Origin of the sequence: Psychrobacter sp. JB193 (assembly GCF_002285555.1) — a bacterium.
Classification (GTDB): Bacteria; Pseudomonadota; Gammaproteobacteria; order Pseudomonadales; family Moraxellaceae; genus Psychrobacter; species Psychrobacter alimentarius.
On record NZ_NRGY01000005.1, the window covers coordinates 1 to 23,916 of the forward strand.

Sequence of the window (23,916 nt, forward strand, 5' to 3'; positions counted from 1 at the left end):
AAAGCTTTTAAAAGTATTTAAAAACATTAAAAACCTTTTTGGTTATTAATAATTAGAATGACAAAAGAAAAAGCCGGTAAATATAGCAATCCATTCAATACTAGTAATTTCAAATAATTTAAAAAGAGAGATCAAAACCCTAGTCAAATAGAGATAATAACAGCCTGTTAAGCTCCCTATGAGGTTCTAAGTATCGTTTGGTACAGTTGCTAGGTAAAATTTTTTTAACCTACTTAGACGGCTTATATGAGCTTATACAGTCCCATGGTTGTTCCTATCAACTAACATCTTCGGAAGATCGTTAGAATCACAGTAGTTTTTATGACTGTCCCACTAAGGATCAATCTCTGATCATCAAATGACTTCTCAAAAAAAAGCCCTTGTATCAGCTGATACAAGGGCAATATACATTTAATTATTAATCCAAACTATTGTGTGCCTTTATCCCAGCTTTGTTAACCAGTTTTTGAGCATTGGATACTTTGTTAGGTGCTGCCACCTCTCTTAATATTAATAACGATTCTAGCACTATCGGCATCAAAGCCTTGACCATATCATTCTGATTTGAGCTGCTCTCTACTGCCTTTATATCGTCGTCGTCCGACTGTAATAAGTATAGAATCTCACTAATATCTCCTTTCATAAACTTAAGATCTTCAAGAAAGCTATTGGTATCTGATTCCAATTTTTTCTTTAGGTAGACACCAGGAGATAATCCTTCCTCTGCTGCTATCGCTTCTAGTTTTAGGTAGACTTCAGGTTTTAATCTAAATGACACGGTAGGAGTGTACATAATTATCCTTGTTTACAAATTGTGGACAGTAATATACCATAAAAATCAGTGACTTAAATCTAATTTGTAAACATTTTGTGTACAGAAAAAAGCGTATTAAATCAGGTAAGTTGCTGATTTAATACGCTTTTTTTCATCCCAAGGGGGTGCGTATGGTGTAGTCATTAAATTGGATAATTTAATGACCAAAAAGCAGGTAGAAAAATCGGTTATTTTCTACCTGTAGTAAGCCTTTTTAGCTAAAAAGGCTTATAAGAGCGTTACGTTAGTAAATCATTAGTAAAAGGGTAGCAAATCGTTAGCTAGATATGAGCAATTTATGAGCAATTAATGTATGATTGATTAAAAGTTAGCAAATCGTTAGTAAAAAGTTAGCAAAAGAGTAGTAAATCGTTAGTTAAATATGAGCAATTTATGAGCGTTTTTATAATTGAGATAATTGACTTCAGAAATAGATGGAGATAGGAATTTATGGCTAAGAGAACAAAGTTTTCCAAATTTCGTGATCTTTATGAGGTGATCGAAGAGCTGGCTGTTTCATATACCTATGAAGGTGTGGTTGAGATATTAGCTGAGCGCTATGACCTCATTCTAACGACTGGCACACTGACCAATTATCTTTATCGCTATAGAAAAGAATCAAAGGAATTGTCTGTCGCTACAGATAATTCTAGCAGTAATGTTGAGGTTAAACCTGAGGTAAGAAAGCAAGTTTTTGTTGATTTATATTCTAATGACTCAATCCAAGAAAGCAATACAGATGCTAGTGATGAGTCCTATGTACAGCCCACGCATGAAGAATTGGATACGGCTATGAAGAGATTTGAAGCGAAGCTAGCAAATAAAAGAAATAGATCTCTTTTTGATAAGTAAATGATTGATATTAAATAAATAAAAATTTCATAAAGGGACATTTTCCTAGTATAAAAAGGAGCAATTTATGAGTATTGAAGGTGTATCAGTAGCAAGTAACCATTTCATGATGTTTGAAGAGGCGCAACGAGAATACTACCGTCAAATGGGTCGTCTTAACACCTTTGGTTTAGAGAACGAATCTCATAGCGATAGCATACTTAAAAAGATGTTTGAGCTAAAAGATGAGGAAAGTATGCTAAGAGAATATAGCGCGAGCGAACTCTACGTCATACAAAAAGAGCTAGAACAGAAAATTGATGATTTCCTGCGTGAATTGGATGAGTAGCACGTTACTATCACTGTTCGTAAAAGACCAAAGATCTAAAATATTGAATTGACAGTACTTATTGCTTATATTAAACGTACATGAATAAGCGATAAGTAATGCTATGAGCACAACCAATTATAATATCCGTCTGGATCAAGAATTAAAAGACAAGGCGTTTTCGGTGCTTGAGGGCTACGGTTTAACGCCTTCTCAAGCGATTAAGCTGTTTTTGCATCAGGTGGCAGAAACCAATAGCATACCACTATCTTTTGATTATCAGACAATGACTAGCACCAATATGCTTGAAGACGGTGATCAATGATTGAATTTGAATGGGATGAACAGAAAAATAGCAGTAATCAACGCAAACATGGCTTATCCTTTGAAGAAGCAGCTCGGGTATTTTTTGATCCTTTGTGTTTGCGTCAGCAAGACCGATATGAAAATGGTGAAGAGCGGTGGCAAGCACTTGGCGCAGTGAATGGGGTAGCGGTATTACTAGTCGCTCATACTCAAAGAGATAGTGATGGTGGTGAGGTTATTCGTATCATATCAGCACGACGTGCCACTAAGGCTGAAAGGAGGTTCTATGAACAAGGTTAGCTATAAAGCAAATGAGTTACCGTCTTTAAGCGCTGAGCAAGAAGCCAACTTGCAACGATTGGCGATGCTTTCAGATGACGATATAGATTTGTCTGATATGCCTGAAGTCACAGACTGGTCGAGTGCGACTCGTGGTAGTGTGGTGGCAGATGATCCTATGGTCGGTGCCAGTATCGTGAGTCCTAGTATCATTGCGAGATTCCAGGATAAGGCGAAGAAGACCGGCGGAAACTATCAAGATATGATTAACGATGCGCTAGAAGAGTATTTGTTAGATCATTAGTCGATAAAACCACAGCGTCTAAAACACCCACCACTTTTTCTTTTTCTCAACCGTAGCTACGGTTGAGTTGTCTGTTTTTTCTTTCTCTTGTTCAAGTGGCGGCTCATAGGCCTGCTCAGATTTTTTAAACTCTAACAGTCTAACCTGAGCAAAATCCTGAATACTGGCATTGGCTTTATCCAGTGTTTTGTTCAGCTGTGCTATCTGCTGCTGATAATTCTCTATCAACTTTTTTTGATCGCTCACTTGTTGGCTGAGGTGCTCATTCTTGAGCTTTTCAAGCGCTAATAGGTGTTCAATCTCTGTATTGTACTGAACACTTTGATTGTTCAGAGGTGTACTTTGGACAGTGTTCACTGGACGTTCAGTACGTTTTTTAGAAATTGGCTCACCGAACACGCGCAACATTTCTGAAACGTCTATTTTCTTGTCTGCGGTTCTGGAAAGCTCACCATCATTGACTTTCTGATAGATGGTGGTTCTTGATACACCCCATTCTTTTGCCGCTTTCGTCACCGATATGCTCATGATTCACCTAGTGTTCAAGTACGTTTTTAGCAAGTGTTCAGAACGTTCAGTGAACAACTATGGCATTAATTCGTCAGTGGGGCAAACTGAATGTTTGGGTTGCTTTATCTAAGTGAAAAGAGTATACGTATGGTATACTGTACTGCTCCGCTAAAAACAGCAATATATATTTAGTTGTATTTGCTACCTCCGAACTGAAGTAATTCATTTACATTTTTTAAGTGTGTTTTACGGATAACCTACCACATCTTCAAACATATACATGCCTAATTTTGAAACTTTTAGGATCTATTTTCCTCTAAATATAAACTAATCAACCTAAAGGGAGGTTATTATGAAATATTCAGCTATTGCTGTTGCCAATGCGTTTATTGAACAATCTAATAATGGAAAAACTAATAACTTAACTCCAATGAAGTTGCAAAAGTTAATGTTTTTTGCTCAATCATGGTATTTAAAGTCAAACAATAGCCCTTTGTTTGAAGGATACTTTGAGCGATGGCAATATGGCCCTGTTTTACCTGAAATTTACCATGAATTTAAAGTTTTTGGCGCTAAAAGTATCAGTAGTTTTGGTTACAGTATGTGGAGTGAGCTTCAAACAGTACCTTCTAACGACAAACAAGTAATCGAATTTCTAGAACAAATAACTGAAGCTTACGGTAACTATAGTGGTACTCAACTATCTTGGATGACACATCAACCAGAAACTGCATGGTCTAAAGGTGCAGTAGGAACTCTTATCAACTTTCAAGAGATGGTTGAAGGTAGAGTGTAATAATGTGAAATTAGATATAAGAACAACCTTTGAAGATATTGAAATTGAAGACATTAAAGAGAGTGACGTCAATCAAGAGACGCCACTCTCTTTTCCTATTTCTAAAGGCGCCATTACAAAATCTGGTGATATCATACGTTCTTATATGAAAGAATTAGATTCGACTTCTAAAAATACAATAAGTGAAGAAGAGTTCAGAGATGCACTATTTATATTAAAGCGGTATCGAGAAAATCATATCCCCTCTCTAAAGTATTTTTCTGCTTTATTAGAAGGTAAATTAAAGCGTTTGCAGGTTTTTGAACAAAGTATCGTTTCTTCTCGATCAAAAAGGTTAGAGTCTATAGCTAATAAGTTAGTGGTAAGGCCAACTATGAGATTAGCTCAAATGGACGATCTAGTAGGTATCAGAGTTACCTTACCTGATATGGAAGTTTTAGATCAGTTCATACATGACACTCATAATTGCGAAATAATTAACTCTGATTGTATTTTTGATGATTTCCATACTACAAACTATATCTCGGAACCGAAGCCTGATGGCTATAGAGGTATACATCAAATATTCAAATGTAAAGCTGATGGAAATAGTTATTTTAAATTAGAATTACAAATCCGAACTAAAATCCAGCATGAATGGGCAACTGTAGTAGAGATATTGGGATCTTTGCAACGTGTTTCATTTAAAGCAGGGCAAGGAAACGAAAGCTATCTACGTTTTCTTGAGTTATCAAGTGTTCTTTTTTCAATTGAAGAGGGTTCTCCTATAGTCGCTGCTTACGCAAAGCATACTCCATCAGATATATGTATTAAGTTAGATGTTTTAGATAAAAAATTACAGATTATTGAAATGCTAAGAGGTTTTACCTCCATACCCTCGCCTAAGCAAAGTGTTGAAGCAAAGTATTATTTAATTCAACTAAATTTATATACACATGAAACAAAAGTTTTGCCATATGACGATGAACGCGATGCTAACGAAGACTATGTAAGATTAGAGCAGGAATATCAAAGAAGTAATAATTTTGATGTTGTTTTAGTGTCTGTAGATGATGTCAATAAAATTGAAGAAGCTTATCCGAACTATTTTTTAGATAGTAATGATTTTATTAGTAGATACACTAAACTCTTAGTGAAATATTCATAATTAAAGTGAAGATGAAAAAACAGACATTCATTTGAATATTTCCAAGTATAACTTTTCTAAACTTGTATAAGCGTAAGGGTATTTTCCAAAATAGACTGCTAACTCTCTTAAGTTAGTTGTAGGGCACACTGACATTTATAATATCTGTTCTTCTCTACCTTAAAAGCAACCAAGCCATTTAGTTAGGTTAAAGTGCATTTCTAGATAGACATAATGTTCAGTGAATAACTATTCCACCAACCTAACTATGAGGCAAATCAAAAAGGGTTTGATGTGTAGCTCATGTCATTAGCATCTTCTATGCCTATAATTGAACAAAGTGTTGAGAAGTATGGGTAATTACCAAAAATAGACAGAAGATTGATATTATAAATTCGCAAATATTAAAAATATTAGTTATATAGGATTATTTTGTAATGGCAAATAGTGGACAAAGTACCGCAAATAGAAACCTCTCTAAGGCTAAGACAAACAAGAATGATGAGTTTTATACACAATACGAGGATATCGAAAAAGAAATAAATGCATATCTAGATTATGATCCAAATGTGTTTTTTAACAAAACCATATTGCTTCCATGCGATGATCCTGAATGGAGTAATTTTACAAGATATTTTGCTCAAAACTTTGTTAGGTTTGGTTTAAAAAAACTTATTAGTACAAGCTACGCTCCCAATAGAAAAATCTATAAAGAGGATTATCAACCTAGTCTATTTGAGAGTAAAGATCCACAATTTGATGCAAGTAAGGCTTTAAATAACGGTAAGATATTTACACTTACGAAGGATAAGTCAGGTGATGGTAAGATTGATATAGACGATTTGGAGTGGTCTTATTTAGAAGGTGATGGTGATTTTAGAAGTGAAGAGATTGAGAAACTAAGAAACGAAGCTGACATGATTATTACTAATCCACCTTTTTCATTATTTCGTGAGTTTCTAGCTTGGATAGTTGAAGCAGATAAAAAATTCGTCATCATAGGTAATATGAACGCTATCACCTATAAAGAAGTATTTCCTCTAATTAAAGAAAATAGAATGTGGTTAGGCGCAACAGGTAACAGTAATGATATGGTCTTTGCTGTTCCCGCTGGTGCGGAAGTTAAAGAAAGTGATAGGCAAAAGGCTGCCAAGCTTGGTTATATTGGCGACTACACAAGGTTAGGCAACTCATGCTGGTTTACAAGTTTTGAGCATGGTCGCCGCCATCAACCATTGCAATTGATGACTATGGAAGATAATTTACGTTTTAATAATAGAATGAAAGGAAATTCTGCTTACGAAGTATATGATAATTACGATGCAATCGAGATACCATTCACTAATGCTATTCCTCGCGACTATGACGGTGTCATGGGTGTTCCAATTAGCTTTCTTGATAAATACAACCCTGATCAATTTGAAATTCTAGGTGCTACACAAAGAGGGTGTCACGACGAAGTACCCGATACAAAAAAATATGATGATTATGTGGAAGTTAGGCAAAACGGAGAGAGAACAGGCTCTTCAGGCGGTAAAACTAATGAAAACACTAATATTGCGAAAAATGATGGAAAGAAAAATTATTTTATAAATAAAGATGGCCATATCGTTCAGTCAACTTATCAAAGAATATTTATACGTCATAAAAAATAATAAAGGGAAGTTAGTAGATGAAAGCAATACTTAATACAGAGACTACCATCAGTGATATTTGCAAAGGTTTTGTTTATAACGAGTTTGAGGGGAAAGGGGTGTTTGGTTTATCAGGAAGATTAACTATACAACCTGAATATCAACGTAATTATATTTATGCAGATGGTAAAAGAGACGTTGCTGTCATTGAGTCAATATTAAAAGGCTATCCTATAGGTCTCATTTATTTTAACAAAACTGATGAAAATAAATTTGAAGTATTGGATGGACAACAACGTATTACGAGTATTGGGAGGTTTGTTACTAATAAATTTGCCATTAAAGACAAAAATGGAATGCAGCAGTATTTTAATGGCATAGCTGAAGACCTACAAAAAAAAATTCTTGAGACAAAGCTGTTAGTTTACGAGTGTGAAGGCACAGAAACCGAGATAAAAGAATGGTTTAAAACCATCAATATTATAGGCGTTCCTCTAAATGAACAGGAGCTACTGAATGCAGTATACTCGGGAAGTTTTGTCACTCTTGCCAAAGAAGAGTTTAGTAATAGCCAAAACTCTAATGTCCAGAAATGGAGTAACTATATTTCAGGCACTGCTCTTAGGCAAGATTTTTTAGAAACAGCTTTAGACTGGGTAAGTAAAGGGAATATCAGCGACTATATGAGCCGCCATCGCACAGACACCGATATAAATGAGCTTAAAAATTACTTTGATAGTGTTCTGGACTGGGTGTCAACTGTGTTTCTAGACATTGAAAAGGAAATGAAAGGCTTAGAATGGGGGCGCTTGTATACAGAATACAAAGGAAAGCCCTTTGATCCTCAGCAAGTATCAAAAGAAGTCCAAAATCTTTATGCTGATCCATACGTCAAAAAGAATAGAGGTATTTTTGAATATATACTTGGCGGTTCTGTTGATACCAAACTCCTTGAAGTTCGTATATTTGATGATGCAACTAAAAGATCTACTTACAATAAGCAGAAAAATAAAGCCGAGATCGAAGGCGTTTCAAATTGTCCTCTATGTGCAATAAGCGACAACTCCAATAAAAAAAGAATCTGGAAGTTAAGCGAGATGGATGCTGACCATGTTAAAGCATGGAGTAAAGGCGGATCTACAGACTCTAAAAATTGCGAGATGTTATGTTCTAGCCATAACAGAGCTAAAGGAAATAAATAAAATTTTAGATTGTTGCGCATAATTTAGAATAAGAATCAGAAACTAATTTTGTAGAATAGCTTTAAAATTCGAGATACTCTCGAATTGGACGCTTCTTAAATTGAGAAGCGTCTCTTTTAAGGCGATTAATCATCTCAAATTCCCACGCTTTAGGATCTTGACCTGCTGGACTGGTAGAGCTCACCAAATGATTGTAATCTGCTATAAAGCTAGGGTTGCGAGCAATACGTCCTAGTTGCTTATCGCTAAGTCCTTCAATAGCAGTCATATCGGCATTATTAGCAATTTTAGTAGCAACTTTTTCTTTACTTTTCTTTGCTTTAAACTTGAATGTAAAGCTTTTAATGACACGTCCCTGTTTGTGCTGTTCGTATTCAGCAGTAATATCAGTATGTTCGTTGATTTGAGTGATCGCCAAGTCTAAAACCCGTCTTTTAAAGGCTTCTATTCGTTGGTATTCCTCTACCAAGCCCAGCTTCTCGCGCAATTCCACAAGTGATATCTGATTGGTTTTGCCTACTGACCTCCATTGAATAATTAACTCATATAGTCTGATTGCATACTCACTCTGCAATCCTACGACCTGCTTCAATTCATATTCCGTGTAACGCGCTTCAAGCCTCGTAATTAAAGGTATTACATCACTTGCAAATACTAACTCAACACAACCTAAGTCATCAATGTAGCCAATCTTATCTACCCAACGACTTTTATAATGTCCTATCTTTCCTGAACGTTCATCTATCTTACTATACGCAAAACCTGCCTCATACAATCCTTCTACTGCTCTTTTCATAGCTTCATAAGATGTATGTTTTTCAACATTAAATTGTTTGGTATAGCTTTGCGCGTAAATTCTTAATAACCCTCCAGCTTCTATTAATGTTTTTTGTTCCCTTGCCTCAATAATCGCTAAAAATATTAAGCGTTGTTCAACTACTCCTAAACTATAACTCGCGCCAATTAAAGAGTTGTCCTTAGTAACTAACTGTTTAGACATTTTCATCTTCCACCTAATTTTAAGCAACTATAATAGCTAAAAGTTGTTAAAGCAACATTTTTATATATTAGTTGCTTTATGGGTCGTAAAACGTTGCTTTATGGGTCGTAAAACGTTGCTTTATGGGTCGTAAAACGTTGCTTTATGGGTCGTAAAACGTTGCTTTATGGGTCGTAAAACCTCCTAATACCAATGGCTTCCGAGGACATAAAAGCTTTTAAAAGTATTTAAAAACATTAAAAACCTTTTTGGTTATTAATAATTAAAATGACAAAAGAAAAAGCCAGTAAAGATAGCAATGAATTCAATATTAGTGATTTAAAATAATTTAAAAAATAGAGATCAAAGCGCTAGTCAAATAGAACTAATAGCATCTTATTTAGCTCCCTATAAGGTTCTAAATATAATTTGGTAATCTGCTAGGTAATTTACCTTTGCAACTTCTTAAACGGCTAGTATGGGCTTACACAGTTATGTATTTGTCAATAGCAACTAAAATTTGTGGAAGACAGCTAGTATCTCTAGCAGTCTTCCACAAATATGCTATCAAGAACAATTTTCTGCACATTGAAGGGCTTCTCAAAAAAAGCCCTTGTCTCAGCTGAGACAAGGGCAATCTATATTTAATTATCAATCCAAACTATTGTATGCTTTTATTCCTGCTTTATCGACCAATCTTTGAGCATTGGATACCTTGTTAGGTGCTGCCACCTCTCTTAATATCAATAACGATTCTAGCACTATCGGCATCAAAGCCTTGATCATATCATTCTGATTTGATGGACTCTCTACTGCTTTTGATCCTTCATCTTCCGACTGCAATAAGTGCAGAATCTCACTAATATCTCCTTTCATAAACTGAAGGTCTTCAAGAAAGTTATTGGTATCTGACTCCAGCTTTTTCTTTAGGTAGACACCAGGAGATAATCCTTCCTCTGCTGCTATCGCTTCTAGTTTTAGGTAGACTTCAGGTTTTAATCTAAATGACACGGTAGGAGTGTACATAATTATCCTTGTTTACAAATTGTGGACAGTAATATACCATAAAAATCAGTGACTTAAATCTAATTTGTAAACATTTTGTGTACAGAAAAAAGCGTATTAAATCAGGTAAGTTGCTGATTTAATACGCTTTTTTTCATCCCAAGGGGGTGCGTATGGTGTAGTCATTAAATTGGATAATTTAATGACCAAAAAGCAGGTAGAAAAATCGGTTATTTTCTACCTGTAGTAAGCCTTTTTAGCTAAAAAGGCTTATAAGAGCGTTACGTTAGTAAATCATTAGTAAAAGGGTAGCAAATCGTTAGCTAGATATGAGCAATTTATGAGCAATTAATGTATGATTGATTAAAAGTTAGCAAATCGTTAGTAAAAAGTTAGCAAAAGAGTAGTAAATCGTTAGTTAAATATGAGCAATTTATGAGCGTTTTTATAATTGAGATAATTGACTTCAGAAATAGATGGAGATAGGAATTTATGGCTAAGAGAACAAAGTTTTCCAAATTTCGTGATCTTTATGAGGTGATCGAAGAGCTGGCTGTTTCATATACCTATGAAGGTGTGGTTGAGATATTAGCTGAGCGCTATGACCTCATTCTAACGACTGGCACACTGACCAATTATCTTTATCGCTATAGAAAAGAATCAAAGGAATTGTCTGTCGCTACAGATAATTCTAGCAGTAATGTTGAGGTTAAACCTGAGGTAAGAAAGCAAGTTTTTGTTGATTTATATTCTAATGACTCAATCCAAGAAAGCAATACAGATGCTAGTGATGAGTCCTATGTACAGCCCACGCATGAAGAATTGGATACGGCTATGAAGAGATTTGAAGCGAAGCTAGCAAATAAAAGAAATAGATCTCTTTTTGATAAGTAAATGATTGATATTAAATAAATAAAAATTTCATAAAGGGACATTTTCCTAGTATAAAAAGGAGCAATTTATGAGTATTGAAGGTGTATCAGTAGCAAGTAACCATTTCATGATGTTTGAAGAGGCGCAACGAGAATACTACCGTCAAATGGGTCGTCTTAACACCTTTGGTTTAGAGAACGAATCTCATAGCGATAGCATACTTAAAAAGATGTTTGAGCTAAAAGATGAGGAAAGTATGCTAAGAGAATATAGCGCGAGCGAACTCTACGTCATACAAAAAGAGCTAGAACAGAAAATTGATGATTTCCTGCGTGAATTGGATGAGTAGCACGTTACTATCACTGTTCGTAAAAGACCAAAGATCTAAAATATTGAATTGACAGTACTTATTGCTTATATTAAACGTACATGAATAAGCGATAAGTAATGCTATGAGCACAACCAATTATAATATCCGTCTGGATCAAGAATTAAAAGACAAGGCGTTTTCGGTGCTTGAGGGCTACGGTTTAACGCCTTCTCAAGCGATTAAGCTGTTTTTGCATCAGGTGGCAGAAACCAATAGCATACCACTATCTTTTGATTATCAGACAATGACTAGCACCAATATGCTTGAAGACGGTGATCAATGATTGAATTTGAATGGGATGAACAGAAAAATAGCAGTAATCAACGCAAACATGGCTTATCCTTTGAAGAAGCGGCTCGTGTATTTCTTGATCCACTCTGTTTGCGTCAGCAAGACCGATATGAGAATGGTGAAGAGCGGTGGCAAGCGCTTGGTGCAGTGAAATAATCATCAAAAAGCCTTAAAACAATACTTTTTTTAGGACTGTTTTCTCGCTTCATTTACTGTTTTCTTATATAACCCTGCTGCTAATACTCAAAGAGATAGGGATGGTGGTAAGGCTATTCGTATCATATCAGCACGACGTGCCACCAAGTTTGAAAGGCGGTTTTATGAACAGGGTTAGCTATAAAGCAAATGAGTTGCCGTCTTTGAGCGCTGAGCAAGAAGCCAACTTGCAACGATTGGCGATGCTCTCAGATGATGATATTGATTTGTCTGATATGCCAGAAGTCACCGACTGGTCGGGTGCGACTCGTGGTAGTGTGGTGGCAGATGATCCTATGGTTGATGCCAGTATCGTAAGTCCTAGTATCATCGCGAGATTCCAGGATAAGGCGAAAAAGACCGGCGGAAACTACCAAGATATGATTAACGATGCGCTAGAAGAGTATTTGTTAGATCATTAGTCGATAAGCTTACAACGTTTAAAATTCCCACCATCTTTTTTTCTTCTCAACCGTAGCTACGGTTGAGTTGTCTTTTTTTTCTTTCTCTTGTTCAAGTGGTGACTCGTAGTCCTGCTCAGCTTTTTTAAATTCTAGCAATCTCACTTGTGCGAAATCCTGGATACTGGCGTTGGCTTTATCCAGCGTTTTGTTGAGCTGTGCTATCTGCTGCTGATAATTCTCTATCAACCTCTTTTGATCACTCACCTGTTGGTTGAGGTGTTCATTTCTGAGCTTTTCGAGCGCTAATTGGTGTTCAATATCTGTACTGTACTGAACGCTTTGAGTGTTCAGAGGTGTACTTTGGACAGTGTTCACCAAACGTTCAGTACGTTTTTTAGAAATTGGCTCACCAAACACCCGCAACATCTCAGACGTGTCTATTTTCTTATCTGCGGTTCTGGATAACTCACCATCATTGACTTTCTGATAGATGGTAGTTCTTGAGACACCCCATTCTTTTGCTGCTTTCGTCACCGATATGTTCATGGTTTACCTAGTGTTCAAGTACGTTTTTAGCAAGTGTCCAGTACAACTGTACAGAACGTTCAATGAACAACTATCGCATTAACTTATCTGTGAGGCAAATCATAAATAATTTGATGTGTAAATTAGATATTTAGTCACATGGCGCTCACTTTGTTAAACAAATATAGGGTAATATTACTATCTGAAGATAGTATTGCGGATATTAAAAAGAGTCGGTTTTATGAAGAAAGTTATTCTAAGTATGGCGTTATCTATCTTTGCCCTGTCATCTCATGCAGTGGTCACTGACAATCCATTTTATAGCGATGTTGAGGTAGATCATCCGTTGTTTGCTAAAGGTGCTGGTGGTTCACAATGCAAAGGCTTGCCTCGTGTTTGTACGCAAATGGTCAGCTGTGAACAAGCCAAACTAGCACTTAAATGCGGAAACACTAAGCTAGACCGTGATAAGGACGGTGTGCCATGCGAATCAATATGTCCAGGTGGTTAATTGCGGTAGCGTCTATCGCGATTATAGGGTGCAGTTCAGGTAATAAAGATGAGATGTATGGTTCAGGCTATATCGTAGTGAATGAGCATGCATGGAATGAAAGTTACACCACCCCTTATCCATTTACAGTGCCTGAGGGTGAGATTGGGTGTGCCTCGAATCCTGCTTTTGGTCGTGAGGTGTACTTTCATCCTAAGGGTTACACTGATGAGTCTTATGTTGGTACACCGCTTAATAAATCAGCGGTGGATGGCTTAAAGCTGGGACGTTTGACGCCAAATGTGCCTTATAGTGTCAAGGAGGGAGCTGATCTTAGCGAAGCCGTACAGATTGGGTTGAAGGTCTGTTATGAGCAAGAGGATGAGCTTGCAAATTATTAAGTTCGGTACCCTAGTGAGGACTTGAATCTTTGGCTGTGGGCTAATAGTATCAACGACTTTACTCACGAAACAGTTCCAGTGTACTTCGTGGTGTACCTGCCATACACATTCTATCCGTGAGTACGAATCCACTTTTTAAAGCCTGATTAAGAGCACAATTTAGTTTATGGTCTTAAATTTGTAGTTTGTGTTTTGTATACAGCTATTTCCTATTTCACTATCTATTTTGTCAGAATATCTGTCTTTGAGAATATTTTTTGCAATACTCCTTTGAGTGCTTTGGCATTCATCAATATTTTTAGACCATCTAGGGTCTATTTGGCTACAGTTCCAGTCCCCGAGCTTACATGGAAAACACCCTGACAATATTAAACAAGATATCACTATAGAGCTGAGCTTAATAAGGCTCTTCATTGTATTCAAACTCCTTATTCCTACCTATATTTGGGATCGGATTTAAACCTATAGTTAGAATTAGTAGTACATTTTTCAAAAATATCCTGATCAATTGCTTTGTTATAGCTATCTTGTAATTGTACCCTCGCAACACTTTGTTGGTCAGTAATACAACTACTCCAATTCTTATAATCTTTTCTTTTATCGAGATTTTGATTATTCCAATCAAAAATACCATAATTACAACCCGATAAAATTAAACACAAACTTGCTGTCATAATACTAAAAAGCATCTTCTTCAATGATTCCATAGTCGTTATCTTCCTCAAAAGTGGTTCAAAGTAAGTTTGGTGCGCTATACAGGCATCAATGTGGTAGGTATATGAGACACCTCGGAATTTTAATACTCTCTAAGATTGTTGGATATCAAACAATCCCAGCGTGGTTCAGCATATGTATCAAAAAAACATTTTTTATTAGGAAAGGCCATGCTTCTTAGTTTTATTGCGCGCCATAGCACATTAATTATGCCAGTTTGTGCAATTATGGGCTTTGTTTTTCCAAACTTATCCAATGCAGTATTGGTATATTTACCCCAAATATTGTTCTTCTTGATGTTTTTTACTTTACTAGGCATTGACCAATATGCACTTTTAAAGCGTATAGCGACAAGCTATGTATGGGTTTTTGCCTTGTTACAAAGCGGGGGCATGAGTCTAGCTTTAATAGTAATTGCTTATGCACTCGGTGTACGTGGCGATTGGCTATTGGCGATTGCAGGTCTTGGTGCCACTGCCCCATTATTCGGTAGTGGTGCGTTGGTCAATGCGGTGGGATTTGATGCACAACTGGCGACGGCAAAAACTATCGCTGCTACGCTCGTTATGCCCTGTACATTATTAGGCGTATTATGGCTATTAGGCGATGAAAGTTCGAATTTAGACGTTGGTCTTTATGTCAAACGCTTGTTAGTTTATATTTTCATGCCAATGGTGCTAGCTGTGGGAGTGCGTCGGTTTGTTCCACCTGCTATTTTGTCACGTTATTATCCCAAAATTGGGCAGTTTAATATTTTACTGCTGATGTTGTTTCCACTGGGACTGATGGCAGGATTTCGTACTACGTTTGACCATAATCCCTGGCAAGCGTTGTTATTACTAGTGCTAAGTTCGGTATTGGCATTGGTGTTTTATTTTACCGCTTATATAATATATCGGCGTTTTGGCTATGAGAATGCTATTGTCGCGGCGCTGGTATGTGGCGGACGCAATGTATTACTTTCTTACACCATAACTGTACCCTTTATGGGTGCGGTGTTTCTACCGTTACTGGGTGCTTTTCAATTACCAATGTTTTGCTTACCCTTACTGGGCAAATATATGGCAAAACGCCATACAACTAGGCCTATGGATTTAAAATCAAGTTTTTGAACAGCCAGACTGTTAATAGATGATTTATCGTTTAAAGGATTTATTTTTTGAGTATACCTTAATAGAACCCGTGCAAACTGACTTCTTCTATCCAAAGTCATTTCTCATAACATTTCTTAAGAGAACAATGATTCGAGAGTCACCAGCGCATAGGTGCTATATAGGGCAGAGCAGATTTGAGTTGCTCATAAGTACCATTTACCAGAATATCATCTGTTACTTCCTGAATATTAGTATGACCACAGAATGCCATACTGATATCACATTCTTTATAAATGATCTCAAGCGCACGACGTACACCATCTCCGCCATAAGCACCAAGTCCGTAAAGAAACGCGCGGCCAATAAGTGTGCCTTTGGCACCCAATGAGATTGCTTTTAAGACATCTTGACCAGAGCGGATACCGCTGTCTAACCATACTTCGATATCACTATTCTCAGCATGGACCGCTTGTATAATATCACTTAGTGCAGCAATAGAAGATGGTGCACCATCTAATTGACGCCCACCATGATTCGAAACCACCAGTGCATCAGCCCCACTACGCGCGGCCATGATCGCATCTTCAGGCTCCATAATGCCTTTTATAATGAGCTTACCGCCCCACATATCTTTGATGCGCGCGACATCATCCCAGCTAAGTGCAGGATCAAATTGCTCTGCCGTCCACGCTGATAAAGAGGAGATGTCTTCGACATTTTTAGCATGACCGACAATATTACCAAAAGTACGCCGTTTAGTACCCAGCATATTCATGCACCATTGCGGTTTGGTCATTAAGTTTAAAATATTGGCAAGCGTTGGTTTGGGGGGTGCAGAAAGACCATTTTTAATGTCTTTATGACGTTGCCCTAATACTTGTAAATCGGCGGTCAAGATAAGCGCTGAACAATTGGCTTCTTTGGCACGGCGAATTAGGTTAGCTATAAATTCCTGATCGCGCATCATATACAGCTGAAACCAAAACGGTGCATTAGTATGCGTCGCCACATCTTCAATAGAACAAATACTCATAGTCGATAGCGAAAACGGTACACCAAATTTTTCAGCAGCACGCGCCGCGTGAATCTCACCATCTGCCCACATCATACCAGTGAAGCCCGTTGGCGCGATCGCTACGGGCATATTGACGGGCATACCCAGCATTTTAGTAGCAAGCGAGCGTCCTTCCATATTGACCATCACACGCTGGCGCAGCTTTATACGGTCAAAGTCAGTCTCATTATTATGATATGTAGTCTCAGTCCATGAACCGGAGTCGACATAATCATAAAACATACGAGGTACTTTACGTTCAGCGACTTGGCGCAAGTCTTCAATATTTGTAATTTTGCTTAAATCTTTCATGGGGTTTTCCTTGGTAACTATTTAGTAATTATAATGTAGTCACTGTAACTAACCATTCTGAATCTAATATAGATAATATAATGGCGTCAGAATGATGAGTTCATAGGATTTTTTAGTGTAGCTATTAAATATTAATTAATCGCCTTTTTTCTACTGGTCAGCGACATTAGTACAAAAAATACTACTGGCCAAATGATAGCCAAAATCCACCACCAAAAATCACCAAAAATGATACCCATACCAATCAATCCAGCTTGAATGACGTAGTAAATCATGGCGAGCAAGGTTTTTCGAATGACGTAGCCTTCTTTATCTATTAACCCGACCACTGCACACGCGGCAACCACGTTATGTACTGAAATCATATTACCCGCTGCACCGCCCACTGCTTGAAGTGCTACTACTTGTGCAGCATGGCTGCTATCAAGGCCAATTTGGCTGGCAGTTGACCACTGAAAATAAGAAAACATCATATTACTGATGGTATTGGAACCTGCAATGAACGCACCCATTGCGCCAATCCATGGCGAGACTAGCGGCCATGCATTTTGAAACGCCCCAGCCGCACTTTCAGCCAATAATATCGGCATGGCTGGTAGCGAAGTGGCGACATCGGCGGCTGAACCTGAATTAATAAATACTTGTACCATCGGCACCGAAAACAATAAAGCTGGCGCTGCCGCAATCATAGTTTTTGCTGAATTAATCCAACTACGTTTTACCGCTTGTCTGTTCATTTTAAACAGCAATATACACAGTAATGAAGTAATAATTAAAATAGTACCCGGAGAATAAGCGAGTTGTATTTTACTAGAAATAGTCGTACCAAAAAGATTGGCAAGGTTAATCGTTGTGAAGTCCCCTACCAAAAAGTTTTTCAGCGGTGTCACAACCCGAGATACAATTAATAGCCCAATAACAATAATATAAGGAGAAAATGCCCTTATTAAAGTAAACTTTGGTGCTATTGAATCATCATATTGTTCTTCGTCCAAAGTACCTAGCCAATCTTTGTCCCAGTCGTCTCGGGGTGCAAAATCGAAGATATCTTTCGGCATTAAAAATCCGCGCTTTGCCGCAGGAAGTACAATCAGTAAACCGATAAAACCGCCTACTAATGATGGAAACTCAGGACCTAGGTATTTAGCCACCAAAAAGTAGGGAATGGTAAAGCTGAGACCGGCAAAGAGTGCAAAAGGCCACACTTTGAGCCCTTCGATAAAAGAGCGTTTTTCGCCAAAAAATCGCGTCAAAAATGCACTTAAAATTAGCGGAATTAAAAAGCCTACTAATGCATGTAACAGCCCGATATTAGCGGTAATTTGTAAGAGATAATTTTCAGCAGAGGTCGGCGCAATAGACTGAGCTAGATCTTGTTTATCACTGATACCAGACCAAACGCCAAGTAATATCGGTGTGCCAACGGCACCAAATGACACCGGCGTAGACTGGATAATCAACATGACCATAACAGAAGCCATTGCTGGGAAACCTAGCGCCAATAATAGTGGAGTACCGATAGCAGATGGCGTACCAAATCCTGATGAGCCCTCCACCAATGAGCAGAATAACCACGCCACAATGATTGCTTGAACGCGTCTGTCAGGCGAGATATCCATAAAACCTTTACGAATGGCGATGATGGCACCACTTTCTTTTAAGGTATTGAGTAACAAGATAGCCGCAAATACGATGAATAAAATCGTGAGCGCTACAATAATACCGTTAACAGTGGCAGCAGCGACTTGAGCGCCACTAGCATGCCAAACGAAAAAAGCTAGCAATGCCGTTGCAAGATAAGCTGCGCTCATAGATATTTTTGCCGGTAGCCGCAGGACTACAAGTAACAAGAAAACGACGAGAATAGGTGCTAAAGCCAAAAAGGTATACATTATAACAATCCTTGTTGATAAGTGTACCAGCCAATTATTTTATTAAGCTGGAATCACTAAACCTGAAGTTATGCCAAAGTCTTTTTAGCTTTTAAATAACATATTATTATTTGACTTCAACAGTCCTCTGTTTTTATATTTTTACGAACATAAGAATATCTTTAAGTTATCGAGATTCGATAGTTCTTCTGTATTTAATATGGTAAATTGCTTGGACAGCCAAAATAGCAAAAGTGGACAAATTATACTAGTAAATAAATATAGATCAAAAAATTAAAAGTTATGACGATCTTGATCAGCGAGTCTTTGATTATAATCTCGATGATTACAGTAATGAGCCCTATCGTCGATTGCTCTCGTTAATCCTGCATAAAATAAAAGCCACCAATCTCTATATATAAAGTAAGGGGCTTGATAGCGAGGCTAAAAAAAGATGAGCTACAACTGAAAATTTAAGTCCTCACTAGGGAACCGAACCGATCAAACGCACTCATAAGCCCTAGTAATCAAGATACTCTCTGATAGGACGCTTCTTAAACTGTGAAGCATCTTTTTTGAGACGATTAATCATTTCAAACTCCCACGCCTTAGGGTCTTGTCCTGCTGGACTAGTAGAGCTAACCAAGTGGTTATAATCAGCAATGAACTGCTTGTTACGTGTGATACGCCCCAGCTGCTTATCGTTCAATCCTTCAACGGTAAACATATCGCTTTTATCAGTCTCAATTTTCGCAGTAATTTTTACTTTATCTTTCTTTACTTTGAACTTAAATGTAAAGCCTGTAATGGCACGTCCTTGCTTGTGCTGTTCATATTCAGCAGTAATATCAGTGTGTTGATTGATTTGAGTGATTGCCAAATCTAAAACCCGTCTTTTGAAAGCCTCTAACCTAGAATATTCATCAATTAAGCCTAAGTTATTGCGTAACTCTTCAAGGGTTATCGTAACTTTCCCAACACTTCTCCAGCTTACTAAAATCTCATATAGCCTTGTTGCATAGGTATTTAGACTTTTCACCTGCTCAAGCTCATAGCTGGTGAAATTCTTTTCCAAACGAGTAATGAGAGGCACTACTTCAGGAGCAAAGCGTAATTTCACTACTCCTGCCCCTTCGACATAAGAAATACCACTTACCCAACGCACTACCCTTTTTTCAGGTTTATTACGTTTTTCATCATGTACAGTGTAAGTTACCTGTCTATTAAAAAGGGTTTGTGTAGCTTCTGAAAGCATGGAATAAGCATTGTTTACATCAATATCGAAACGATCTGCGTAATGCTGAGCATGGACTTCTAAAAACGTGTCTGTATCAATACCTTGCCCCGTTTCTCTAGCTTCAACGATTGCAAGCAACATTATTCTTTGCTCAACTAAGCCAAGCGAGTAACTAGCGTTAATCAATGAGTTATCTTTAACAACTAACTTCATAGAAACCTCTAAATTTTATATTCATTAGATAGTCACATACAAAACCCGAATAAGCAACAATTAATAATTAGTTGCTTTAATCAGGGTAAACGTTGCTTTATAGCAGGGTAAACGTTGCTTTATAGCAGGGTAAACGTTGCTTTATAGCAGGGTAAACGTTGCTTTATGAGCAATGAAAGCCCCTAATAACAAGGCTTTCAGAGGACGTAAAAGCTTTTAAAAGTATTTAAAAACATTAAAAACCTTTTTGGTTATTAATAATTAGAATGACAAAAGAAAAAGCCGGTAAATATAGCAATCCATTCAATACTAGTAATTTCAAATAATTTAAAAAGAGAGATCAAAACCCTAGTCAAATAGAGATAATAACAGCCTGTTAAGCTCCCTATGAGGTTCTAAGTATCGTTTGGTACAGTTGCTAGGTAAAATTTTTTTAACCTACTTAGACGGCTTATATGAGCTTATACAGTCCCATGGTTGTTCCTATCAACTAACATCTTCGGAAGATCGTTAGAATCACAGTAGTTTTTATGACTGTCCCACTAAGGATCAATCTCTGATCATCAAATGACTTCTCAAAAAAAAGCCCTTGTATCAGCTGATACAAGGGCAATATACATTTAATTATTAATCCAAACTATTGTGTGCCTTTATCCCAGCTTTGTTAACCAGTTTTTGAGCATTGGATACTTTGTTAGGTGCTGCCACCTCTCTTAATATTAATAACGATTCTAGCACTATCGGCATCAAAGCCTTGACCATATCATTCTGATTTGAGCTGCTCTCTACTGCCTTTATATCGTCGTCGTCCGACTGTAATAAGTATAGAATCTCACTAATATCTCCTTTCATAAACTTAAGATCTTCAAGAAAGCTATTGGTATCTGATTCCAATTTTTTCTTTAGGTAGACACCAGGAGATAATCCTTCCTCTGCTGCTATCGCTTCTAGTTTTAGGTAGACTTCAGGTTTTAATCTAAATGACACGGTAGGAGTGTACATAATTATCCTTGTTTACAAATTGTGGACAGTAATATACCATAAAAATCAGTGACTTAAATCTAATTTGTAAACATTTTGTGTACAGAAAAAAGCGTATTAAATCAGGTAAGTTGCTGATTTAATACGCTTTTTTTCATCCCAAGGGGGTGCGTATGGTGTAGTCATTAAATTGGATAATTTAATGACCAAAAAGCAGGTAGAAAAATCGGTTATTTTCTACCTGTAGTAAGCCTTTTTAGCTAAAAAGGCTTATAAGAGCGTTACGTTAGTAAATCATTAGTAAAAGGGTAGCAAATCGTTAGCTAGATATGAGCAATTTATGAGCAATTAATGTATGATTGATTAAAAGTTAGCAAATCGTTAGTAAAAAGTTAGCAAAAGAGTAGTAAATCGTTAGTTAAATATGAGCAATTTATGAGCGTTTTTATAATTGAGATAATTGACTTCAGAAATAGATGGAGATAGGAATTTATGGCTAAGAGAACAAAGTTTTCCAAATTTCGTGATCTTTATGAGGTGATCGAAGAGCTGGCTGTTTCATATACCTATGAAGGTGTGGTTGAGATATTAGCTGAGCGCTATGACCTCATTCTAACGACTGGCACACTGACCAATTATCTTTATCGCTATAGAAAAGAATCAAAGGAATTGTCTGTCGCTACAGATAATTCTAGCAGTAATGTTGAGGTTAAACCTGAGGTAAGAAAGCAAGTTTTTGTTGATTTATATTCTAATGACTCAATCCAAGAAAGCAATACAGATGCTAGTGATGAGTCCTATGTACAGCCCACGCATGAAGAATTGGATACGGCTATGAAGAGATTTGAAGCGAAGCTAGCAAATAAAAGAAATAGATCTCTTTTTGATAAGTAAATGATTGATATTAAATAAATAAAAATTTCATAAAGGGACATTTTCCTAGTATAAAAAGGAGCAATTTATGAGTATTGAAGGTGTATCAGTAGCAAGTAACCATTTCATGATGTTTGAAGAGGCGCAACGAGAATACTACCGTCAAATGGGTCGTCTTAACACCTTTGGTTTAGAGAACGAATCTCATAGCGATAGCATACTTAAAAAGATGTTTGAGCTAAAAGATGAGGAAAGTATGCTAAGAGAATATAGCGCGAGCGAACTCTACGTCATACAAAAAGAGCTAGAACAGAAAATTGATGATTTCCTGCGTGAATTGGATGAGTAGCACGTTACTATCACTGTTCGTAAAAGACCAAAGATCTAAAATATTGAATTGACAGTACTTATTGCTTATATTAAACGTACATGAATAAGCGATAAGTAATGCTATGAGCACAACCAATTATAATATCCGTCTGGATCAAGAATTAAAAGACAAGGCGTTTTCGGTGCTTGAGGGCTACGGTTTAACGCCTTCTCAAGCGATTAAGCTGTTTTTGCATCAGGTGGCAGAAACCAATAGCATACCACTATCTTTTGATTATCAGACAATGACTAGCACCAATATGCTTGAAGACGGTGATCAATGATTGAATTTGAATGGGATGAACAGAAAAATAGCAGTAATCAACGCAAACATGGCTTATCCTTTGAAGAAGCAGCTCGGGTATTTTTTGATCCTTTGTGTTTGCGTCAGCAAGACCGATATGAAAATGGTGAAGAGCGGTGGCAAGCACTTGGCGCAGTGAATGGGGTAGCGGTATTACTAGTCGCTCATACTCAAAGAGATAGTGATGGTGGTGAGGTTATTCGTATCATATCAGCACGACGTGCCACTAAGGCTGAAAGGAGGTTCTATGAACAAGGTTAGCTATAAAGCAAATGAGTTACCGTCTTTAAGCGCTGAGCAAGAAGCCAACTTGCAACGATTGGCGATGCTTTCAGATGACGATATAGATTTGTCTGATATGCCTGAAGTCACAGACTGGTCGAGTGCGACTCGTGGTAGTGTGGTGGCAGATGATCCTATGGTCGGTGCCAGTATCGTGAGTCCTAGTATCATTGCGAGATTCCAGGATAAGGCGAAGAAGACCGGCGGAAACTATCAAGATATGATTAACGATGCGCTAGAAGAGTATTTGTTAGATCATTAGTCGATAAAACCACAGCGTCTAAAACACCCACCACTTTTTCTTTTTCTCAACCGTAGCTACGGTTGAGTTGTCTGTTTTTTCTTTCTCTTGTTCAAGTGGCGGCTCATAGGCCTGCTCAGATTTTTTAAACTCTAACAGTCTAACCTGAGCAAAATCCTGAATACTGGCATTGGCTTTATCCAGTGTTTTGTTCAGCTGTGCTATCTGCTGCTGATAATTCTCTATCAACTTTTTTTGATCGCTCACTTGTTGGCTGAGGTGCTCATTCTTGAGCTTTTCAAGCGCTAATAGGTGTTCAATCTCTGTATTGTACTGAACACTTTGATTGTTCAGAGGTGTACTTTGGACAGTGTTCACTGGACGTTCAGTACGTTTTTTAGAAATTGGCTCACCGAACACGCGCAACATTTCTGAAACGTCTATTTTCTTGTCTGCGGTTCTGGAAAGCTCACCATCATTGACTTTCTGATAGATGGTGGTTCTTGATACACCCCATTCTTTTGCCGCTTTCGTCACCGATATGCTCATGATTCACCTAGTGTTCAAGTACGTTTTTAGCAAGTGTTCAGAACGTTCAGTGAACAACTATGGCATTAATTCGTCAGTGGGGCAAACTGAATGTTTGGGTTGCTTTATCTAAGTGAAAAGAGTATACGTATGGTATACTGTACTGCTCCGCTAAAAACA

Annotated in this window: 32 protein-coding genes; 22 read left to right on the top strand and 10 right to left on the bottom strand. The window is 37.4% G+C overall.

The window, feature by feature from the left end; translation table 11 throughout:
* Positions 1 to 418 precede the first annotated feature (418 nt).
* Positions 419 to 793 carry a hypothetical protein gene (locus CIK80_RS14910; protein WP_068039641.1) on the bottom strand — a complete coding sequence of 125 codons (375 nt, stop codon included), beginning with the start codon at positions 791 to 793 and terminating at the stop codon, positions 419 to 421.
* Between the two features lie 471 nt (positions 794 to 1,264).
* On the opposite strand from CIK80_RS14910, the gene CIK80_RS14915 reads away from it, so the two are divergent.
* From CIK80_RS14915 to CIK80_RS14935, 5 genes are all read left to right on the top strand, one after another.
* On the top strand, positions 1,265 to 1,666 hold the full coding sequence (locus CIK80_RS14915) for a hypothetical protein (RefSeq protein ID WP_095570673.1): 402 nt from the start codon (positions 1,265 to 1,267) through the stop codon (positions 1,664 to 1,666).
* A gap of 67 nt (positions 1,667 to 1,733) precedes the next feature.
* Entirely contained in the window at positions 1,734 to 1,994 is a 261-nt protein-coding gene (locus CIK80_RS14920; protein WP_095570674.1) for a hypothetical protein, read from the top strand.
* A 103-nt stretch (positions 1,995 to 2,097) separates the two neighbouring features.
* A complete protein-coding gene (locus CIK80_RS14925; protein ID WP_095570675.1) occupies positions 2,098 to 2,298 on the top strand; it encodes a type II toxin-antitoxin system RelB/DinJ family antitoxin in 201 nt (66 codons plus the stop codon).
* Positions 2,298 to 2,579: a BrnT family toxin gene (locus CIK80_RS14930; protein ID WP_095570687.1), complete on the top strand. Its 282-nt coding sequence runs from the start codon at positions 2,298 to 2,300 to the stop codon at positions 2,577 to 2,579. The genes CIK80_RS14925 and CIK80_RS14930 overlap by 1 nt, the downstream gene beginning before the upstream one ends.
* Positions 2,566 to 2,862 (top strand): hypothetical protein, encoded by a 297-nt coding sequence (locus tag CIK80_RS14935; protein ID WP_068330409.1) that lies wholly within the window; start codon positions 2,566 to 2,568, stop codon positions 2,860 to 2,862. Before CIK80_RS14930 ends, CIK80_RS14935 begins: the two co-directional genes overlap by 14 nt.
* A gap of 18 nt (positions 2,863 to 2,880) precedes the next feature.
* Here CIK80_RS14935 and CIK80_RS14940 read toward each other — a convergent pair whose 3' ends face one another.
* Complete coding sequence (locus CIK80_RS14940; RefSeq protein ID WP_095570677.1) at positions 2,881 to 3,390, bottom strand: plasmid replication DNA-binding protein; 510 nt, start codon at positions 3,388 to 3,390, stop codon at positions 2,881 to 2,883.
* A 334-nt stretch (positions 3,391 to 3,724) separates the two neighbouring features.
* On the opposite strand from CIK80_RS14940, the gene CIK80_RS14945 reads away from it, so the two are divergent.
* The 4 genes from CIK80_RS14945 to CIK80_RS14960 all read left to right on the top strand — a co-directional run bounded on the left by CIK80_RS14945 (position 3,725) and on the right by CIK80_RS14960 (position 8,130).
* The gene (locus CIK80_RS14945) at positions 3,725 to 4,168 is read left to right on the top strand and encodes a type II toxin-antitoxin system antitoxin SocA domain-containing protein (protein WP_095570678.1); all 444 of its coding nucleotides are present in this window, start codon (positions 3,725 to 3,727) and stop codon (positions 4,166 to 4,168) included.
* Between the two features lie 4 nt (positions 4,169 to 4,172).
* Complete coding sequence (locus tag CIK80_RS14950) at positions 4,173 to 5,315, top strand: RelA/SpoT domain-containing protein (RefSeq protein WP_143516805.1); 1,143 nt, start codon at positions 4,173 to 4,175, stop codon at positions 5,313 to 5,315.
* A 416-nt stretch (positions 5,316 to 5,731) separates the two neighbouring features.
* Positions 5,732 to 6,949: an adenine-specific methyltransferase EcoRI family protein gene (locus CIK80_RS14955; protein ID WP_095570680.1), complete on the top strand. Its 1,218-nt coding sequence runs from the start codon at positions 5,732 to 5,734 to the stop codon at positions 6,947 to 6,949.
* Positions 6,950 to 6,966: 17 nt separating this feature from the next.
* Positions 6,967 to 8,130 (top strand): DUF262 domain-containing protein, encoded by a 1,164-nt coding sequence (locus tag CIK80_RS14960; protein WP_095570681.1) that lies wholly within the window; start codon positions 6,967 to 6,969, stop codon positions 8,128 to 8,130.
* 61 nt (positions 8,131 to 8,191) lie between these two features.
* Here the strand turns inward: CIK80_RS14960 and repM (CIK80_RS14965) are convergent, their stop codons facing one another.
* Complete coding sequence (gene repM, locus CIK80_RS14965) at positions 8,192 to 9,136, bottom strand: replication initiation protein RepM (protein WP_227685541.1); 945 nt, start codon at positions 9,134 to 9,136, stop codon at positions 8,192 to 8,194.
* A gap of 624 nt (positions 9,137 to 9,760) precedes the next feature.
* Entirely contained in the window at positions 9,761 to 10,135 is a 375-nt protein-coding gene (locus CIK80_RS14970; protein ID WP_095570682.1) for a hypothetical protein, read from the bottom strand.
* A 471-nt stretch (positions 10,136 to 10,606) separates the two neighbouring features.
* Here CIK80_RS14970 and CIK80_RS14975 point away from each other — a divergent pair, with 471 nt between their 5' ends.
* From CIK80_RS14975 to CIK80_RS14995, 5 genes are all read left to right on the top strand, one after another.
* Positions 10,607 to 11,008: a hypothetical protein gene (locus tag CIK80_RS14975; protein ID WP_095570673.1), complete on the top strand. Its 402-nt coding sequence runs from the start codon at positions 10,607 to 10,609 to the stop codon at positions 11,006 to 11,008.
* A 67-nt stretch (positions 11,009 to 11,075) separates the two neighbouring features.
* Positions 11,076 to 11,336, top strand: coding sequence for a hypothetical protein (locus CIK80_RS14980; protein WP_095570674.1), 261 nt, complete (start codon positions 11,076 to 11,078; stop codon positions 11,334 to 11,336).
* A gap of 103 nt (positions 11,337 to 11,439) precedes the next feature.
* Positions 11,440 to 11,640, top strand: a complete 201-nt coding sequence (locus CIK80_RS14985) for a type II toxin-antitoxin system RelB/DinJ family antitoxin (RefSeq protein ID WP_095570675.1) — start codon at positions 11,440 to 11,442, stop codon at positions 11,638 to 11,640.
* Entirely contained in the window at positions 11,637 to 11,804 is a 168-nt protein-coding gene (locus CIK80_RS14990) for a BrnT family toxin (RefSeq protein WP_087039978.1), read from the top strand. The genes CIK80_RS14985 and CIK80_RS14990 overlap by 4 nt, the downstream gene beginning before the upstream one ends.
* Positions 11,805 to 11,968: 164 nt before the next feature.
* Complete coding sequence (locus CIK80_RS14995) at positions 11,969 to 12,265, top strand: hypothetical protein (protein WP_179207223.1); 297 nt, start codon at positions 11,969 to 11,971, stop codon at positions 12,263 to 12,265.
* 18 nt (positions 12,266 to 12,283) lie between these two features.
* Here the strand turns inward: CIK80_RS14995 and CIK80_RS15000 are convergent, their stop codons facing one another.
* Positions 12,284 to 12,793, bottom strand: coding sequence for a hypothetical protein (locus tag CIK80_RS15000; protein ID WP_095570683.1), 510 nt, complete (start codon positions 12,791 to 12,793; stop codon positions 12,284 to 12,286).
* 220 nt (positions 12,794 to 13,013) lie between these two features.
* On the opposite strand from CIK80_RS15000, the gene CIK80_RS15005 reads away from it, so the two are divergent.
* The 3 genes from CIK80_RS15005 (at position 13,014) to CIK80_RS15025 (ending at position 15,489) form a co-directional block, all read left to right on the top strand.
* Positions 13,014 to 13,283, top strand: a complete 270-nt coding sequence (locus CIK80_RS15005; protein ID WP_218778293.1) for an excalibur calcium-binding domain-containing protein — start codon at positions 13,014 to 13,016, stop codon at positions 13,281 to 13,283.
* Positions 13,268 to 13,663, top strand: coding sequence for a hypothetical protein (locus tag CIK80_RS15010; protein WP_087039996.1), 396 nt, complete (start codon positions 13,268 to 13,270; stop codon positions 13,661 to 13,663). The genes CIK80_RS15005 and CIK80_RS15010 overlap by 16 nt, the downstream gene beginning before the upstream one ends.
* 884 nt (positions 13,664 to 14,547) lie before the next feature.
* Positions 14,548 to 15,489: a lantibiotic ABC transporter permease gene (locus tag CIK80_RS15025; protein ID WP_095570686.1), complete on the top strand. Its 942-nt coding sequence runs from the start codon at positions 14,548 to 14,550 to the stop codon at positions 15,487 to 15,489.
* Between the two features lie 139 nt (positions 15,490 to 15,628).
* Here the strand turns inward: CIK80_RS15025 and CIK80_RS15030 are convergent, their stop codons facing one another.
* The 4 genes from CIK80_RS15030 to CIK80_RS15045 all read right to left on the bottom strand — a co-directional run bounded on the left by CIK80_RS15030 (position 15,629) and on the right by CIK80_RS15045 (position 21,160).
* Positions 15,629 to 16,837 (bottom strand): alpha-hydroxy acid oxidase, encoded by a 1,209-nt coding sequence (locus CIK80_RS15030; RefSeq protein WP_068039600.1) that lies wholly within the window; start codon positions 16,835 to 16,837, stop codon positions 15,629 to 15,631.
* A 131-nt stretch (positions 16,838 to 16,968) separates the two neighbouring features.
* Positions 16,969 to 18,729 (bottom strand): L-lactate permease, encoded by a 1,761-nt coding sequence (locus CIK80_RS15035; protein WP_062846046.1) that lies wholly within the window; start codon positions 18,727 to 18,729, stop codon positions 16,969 to 16,971.
* Positions 18,730 to 19,228: 499 nt separating this feature from the next.
* Entirely contained in the window at positions 19,229 to 20,158 is a 930-nt protein-coding gene (gene repM / locus CIK80_RS15040; RefSeq protein WP_068039598.1) for a replication initiation protein RepM, read from the bottom strand.
* 627 nt (positions 20,159 to 20,785) lie between these two features.
* Positions 20,786 to 21,160 (bottom strand): hypothetical protein, encoded by a 375-nt coding sequence (locus tag CIK80_RS15045; protein ID WP_068039641.1) that lies wholly within the window; start codon positions 21,158 to 21,160, stop codon positions 20,786 to 20,788.
* A 471-nt stretch (positions 21,161 to 21,631) separates the two neighbouring features.
* On the opposite strand from CIK80_RS15045, the gene CIK80_RS15050 reads away from it, so the two are divergent.
* From CIK80_RS15050 to CIK80_RS15070, 5 genes are all read left to right on the top strand, one after another.
* Positions 21,632 to 22,033 carry a hypothetical protein gene (locus CIK80_RS15050; RefSeq protein WP_095570673.1) on the top strand — a complete coding sequence of 134 codons (402 nt, stop codon included), beginning with the start codon at positions 21,632 to 21,634 and terminating at the stop codon, positions 22,031 to 22,033.
* Between the two features lie 67 nt (positions 22,034 to 22,100).
* Positions 22,101 to 22,361: a hypothetical protein gene (locus CIK80_RS15055; protein ID WP_095570674.1), complete on the top strand. Its 261-nt coding sequence runs from the start codon at positions 22,101 to 22,103 to the stop codon at positions 22,359 to 22,361.
* Positions 22,362 to 22,464: 103 nt separating this feature from the next.
* Positions 22,465 to 22,665: a type II toxin-antitoxin system RelB/DinJ family antitoxin gene (locus CIK80_RS15060; RefSeq protein WP_095570675.1), complete on the top strand. Its 201-nt coding sequence runs from the start codon at positions 22,465 to 22,467 to the stop codon at positions 22,663 to 22,665.
* A complete protein-coding gene (locus CIK80_RS15065) occupies positions 22,665 to 22,946 on the top strand; it encodes a BrnT family toxin (protein ID WP_095570687.1) in 282 nt (93 codons plus the stop codon). The genes CIK80_RS15060 and CIK80_RS15065 overlap by 1 nt, the downstream gene beginning before the upstream one ends.
* Positions 22,933 to 23,229 carry a hypothetical protein gene (locus tag CIK80_RS15070; protein ID WP_068330409.1) on the top strand — a complete coding sequence of 99 codons (297 nt, stop codon included), beginning with the start codon at positions 22,933 to 22,935 and terminating at the stop codon, positions 23,227 to 23,229. Before CIK80_RS15065 ends, CIK80_RS15070 begins: the two co-directional genes overlap by 14 nt.
* An 18-nt stretch (positions 23,230 to 23,247) precedes the next feature.
* On the opposite strand, the gene CIK80_RS15075 is transcribed toward CIK80_RS15070, so the two are convergent.
* On the bottom strand, positions 23,248 to 23,757 hold the full coding sequence (locus CIK80_RS15075) for a plasmid replication DNA-binding protein (protein WP_095570677.1): 510 nt from the start codon (positions 23,755 to 23,757) through the stop codon (positions 23,248 to 23,250).
* Positions 23,758 to 23,916 lie beyond the last annotated feature (159 nt).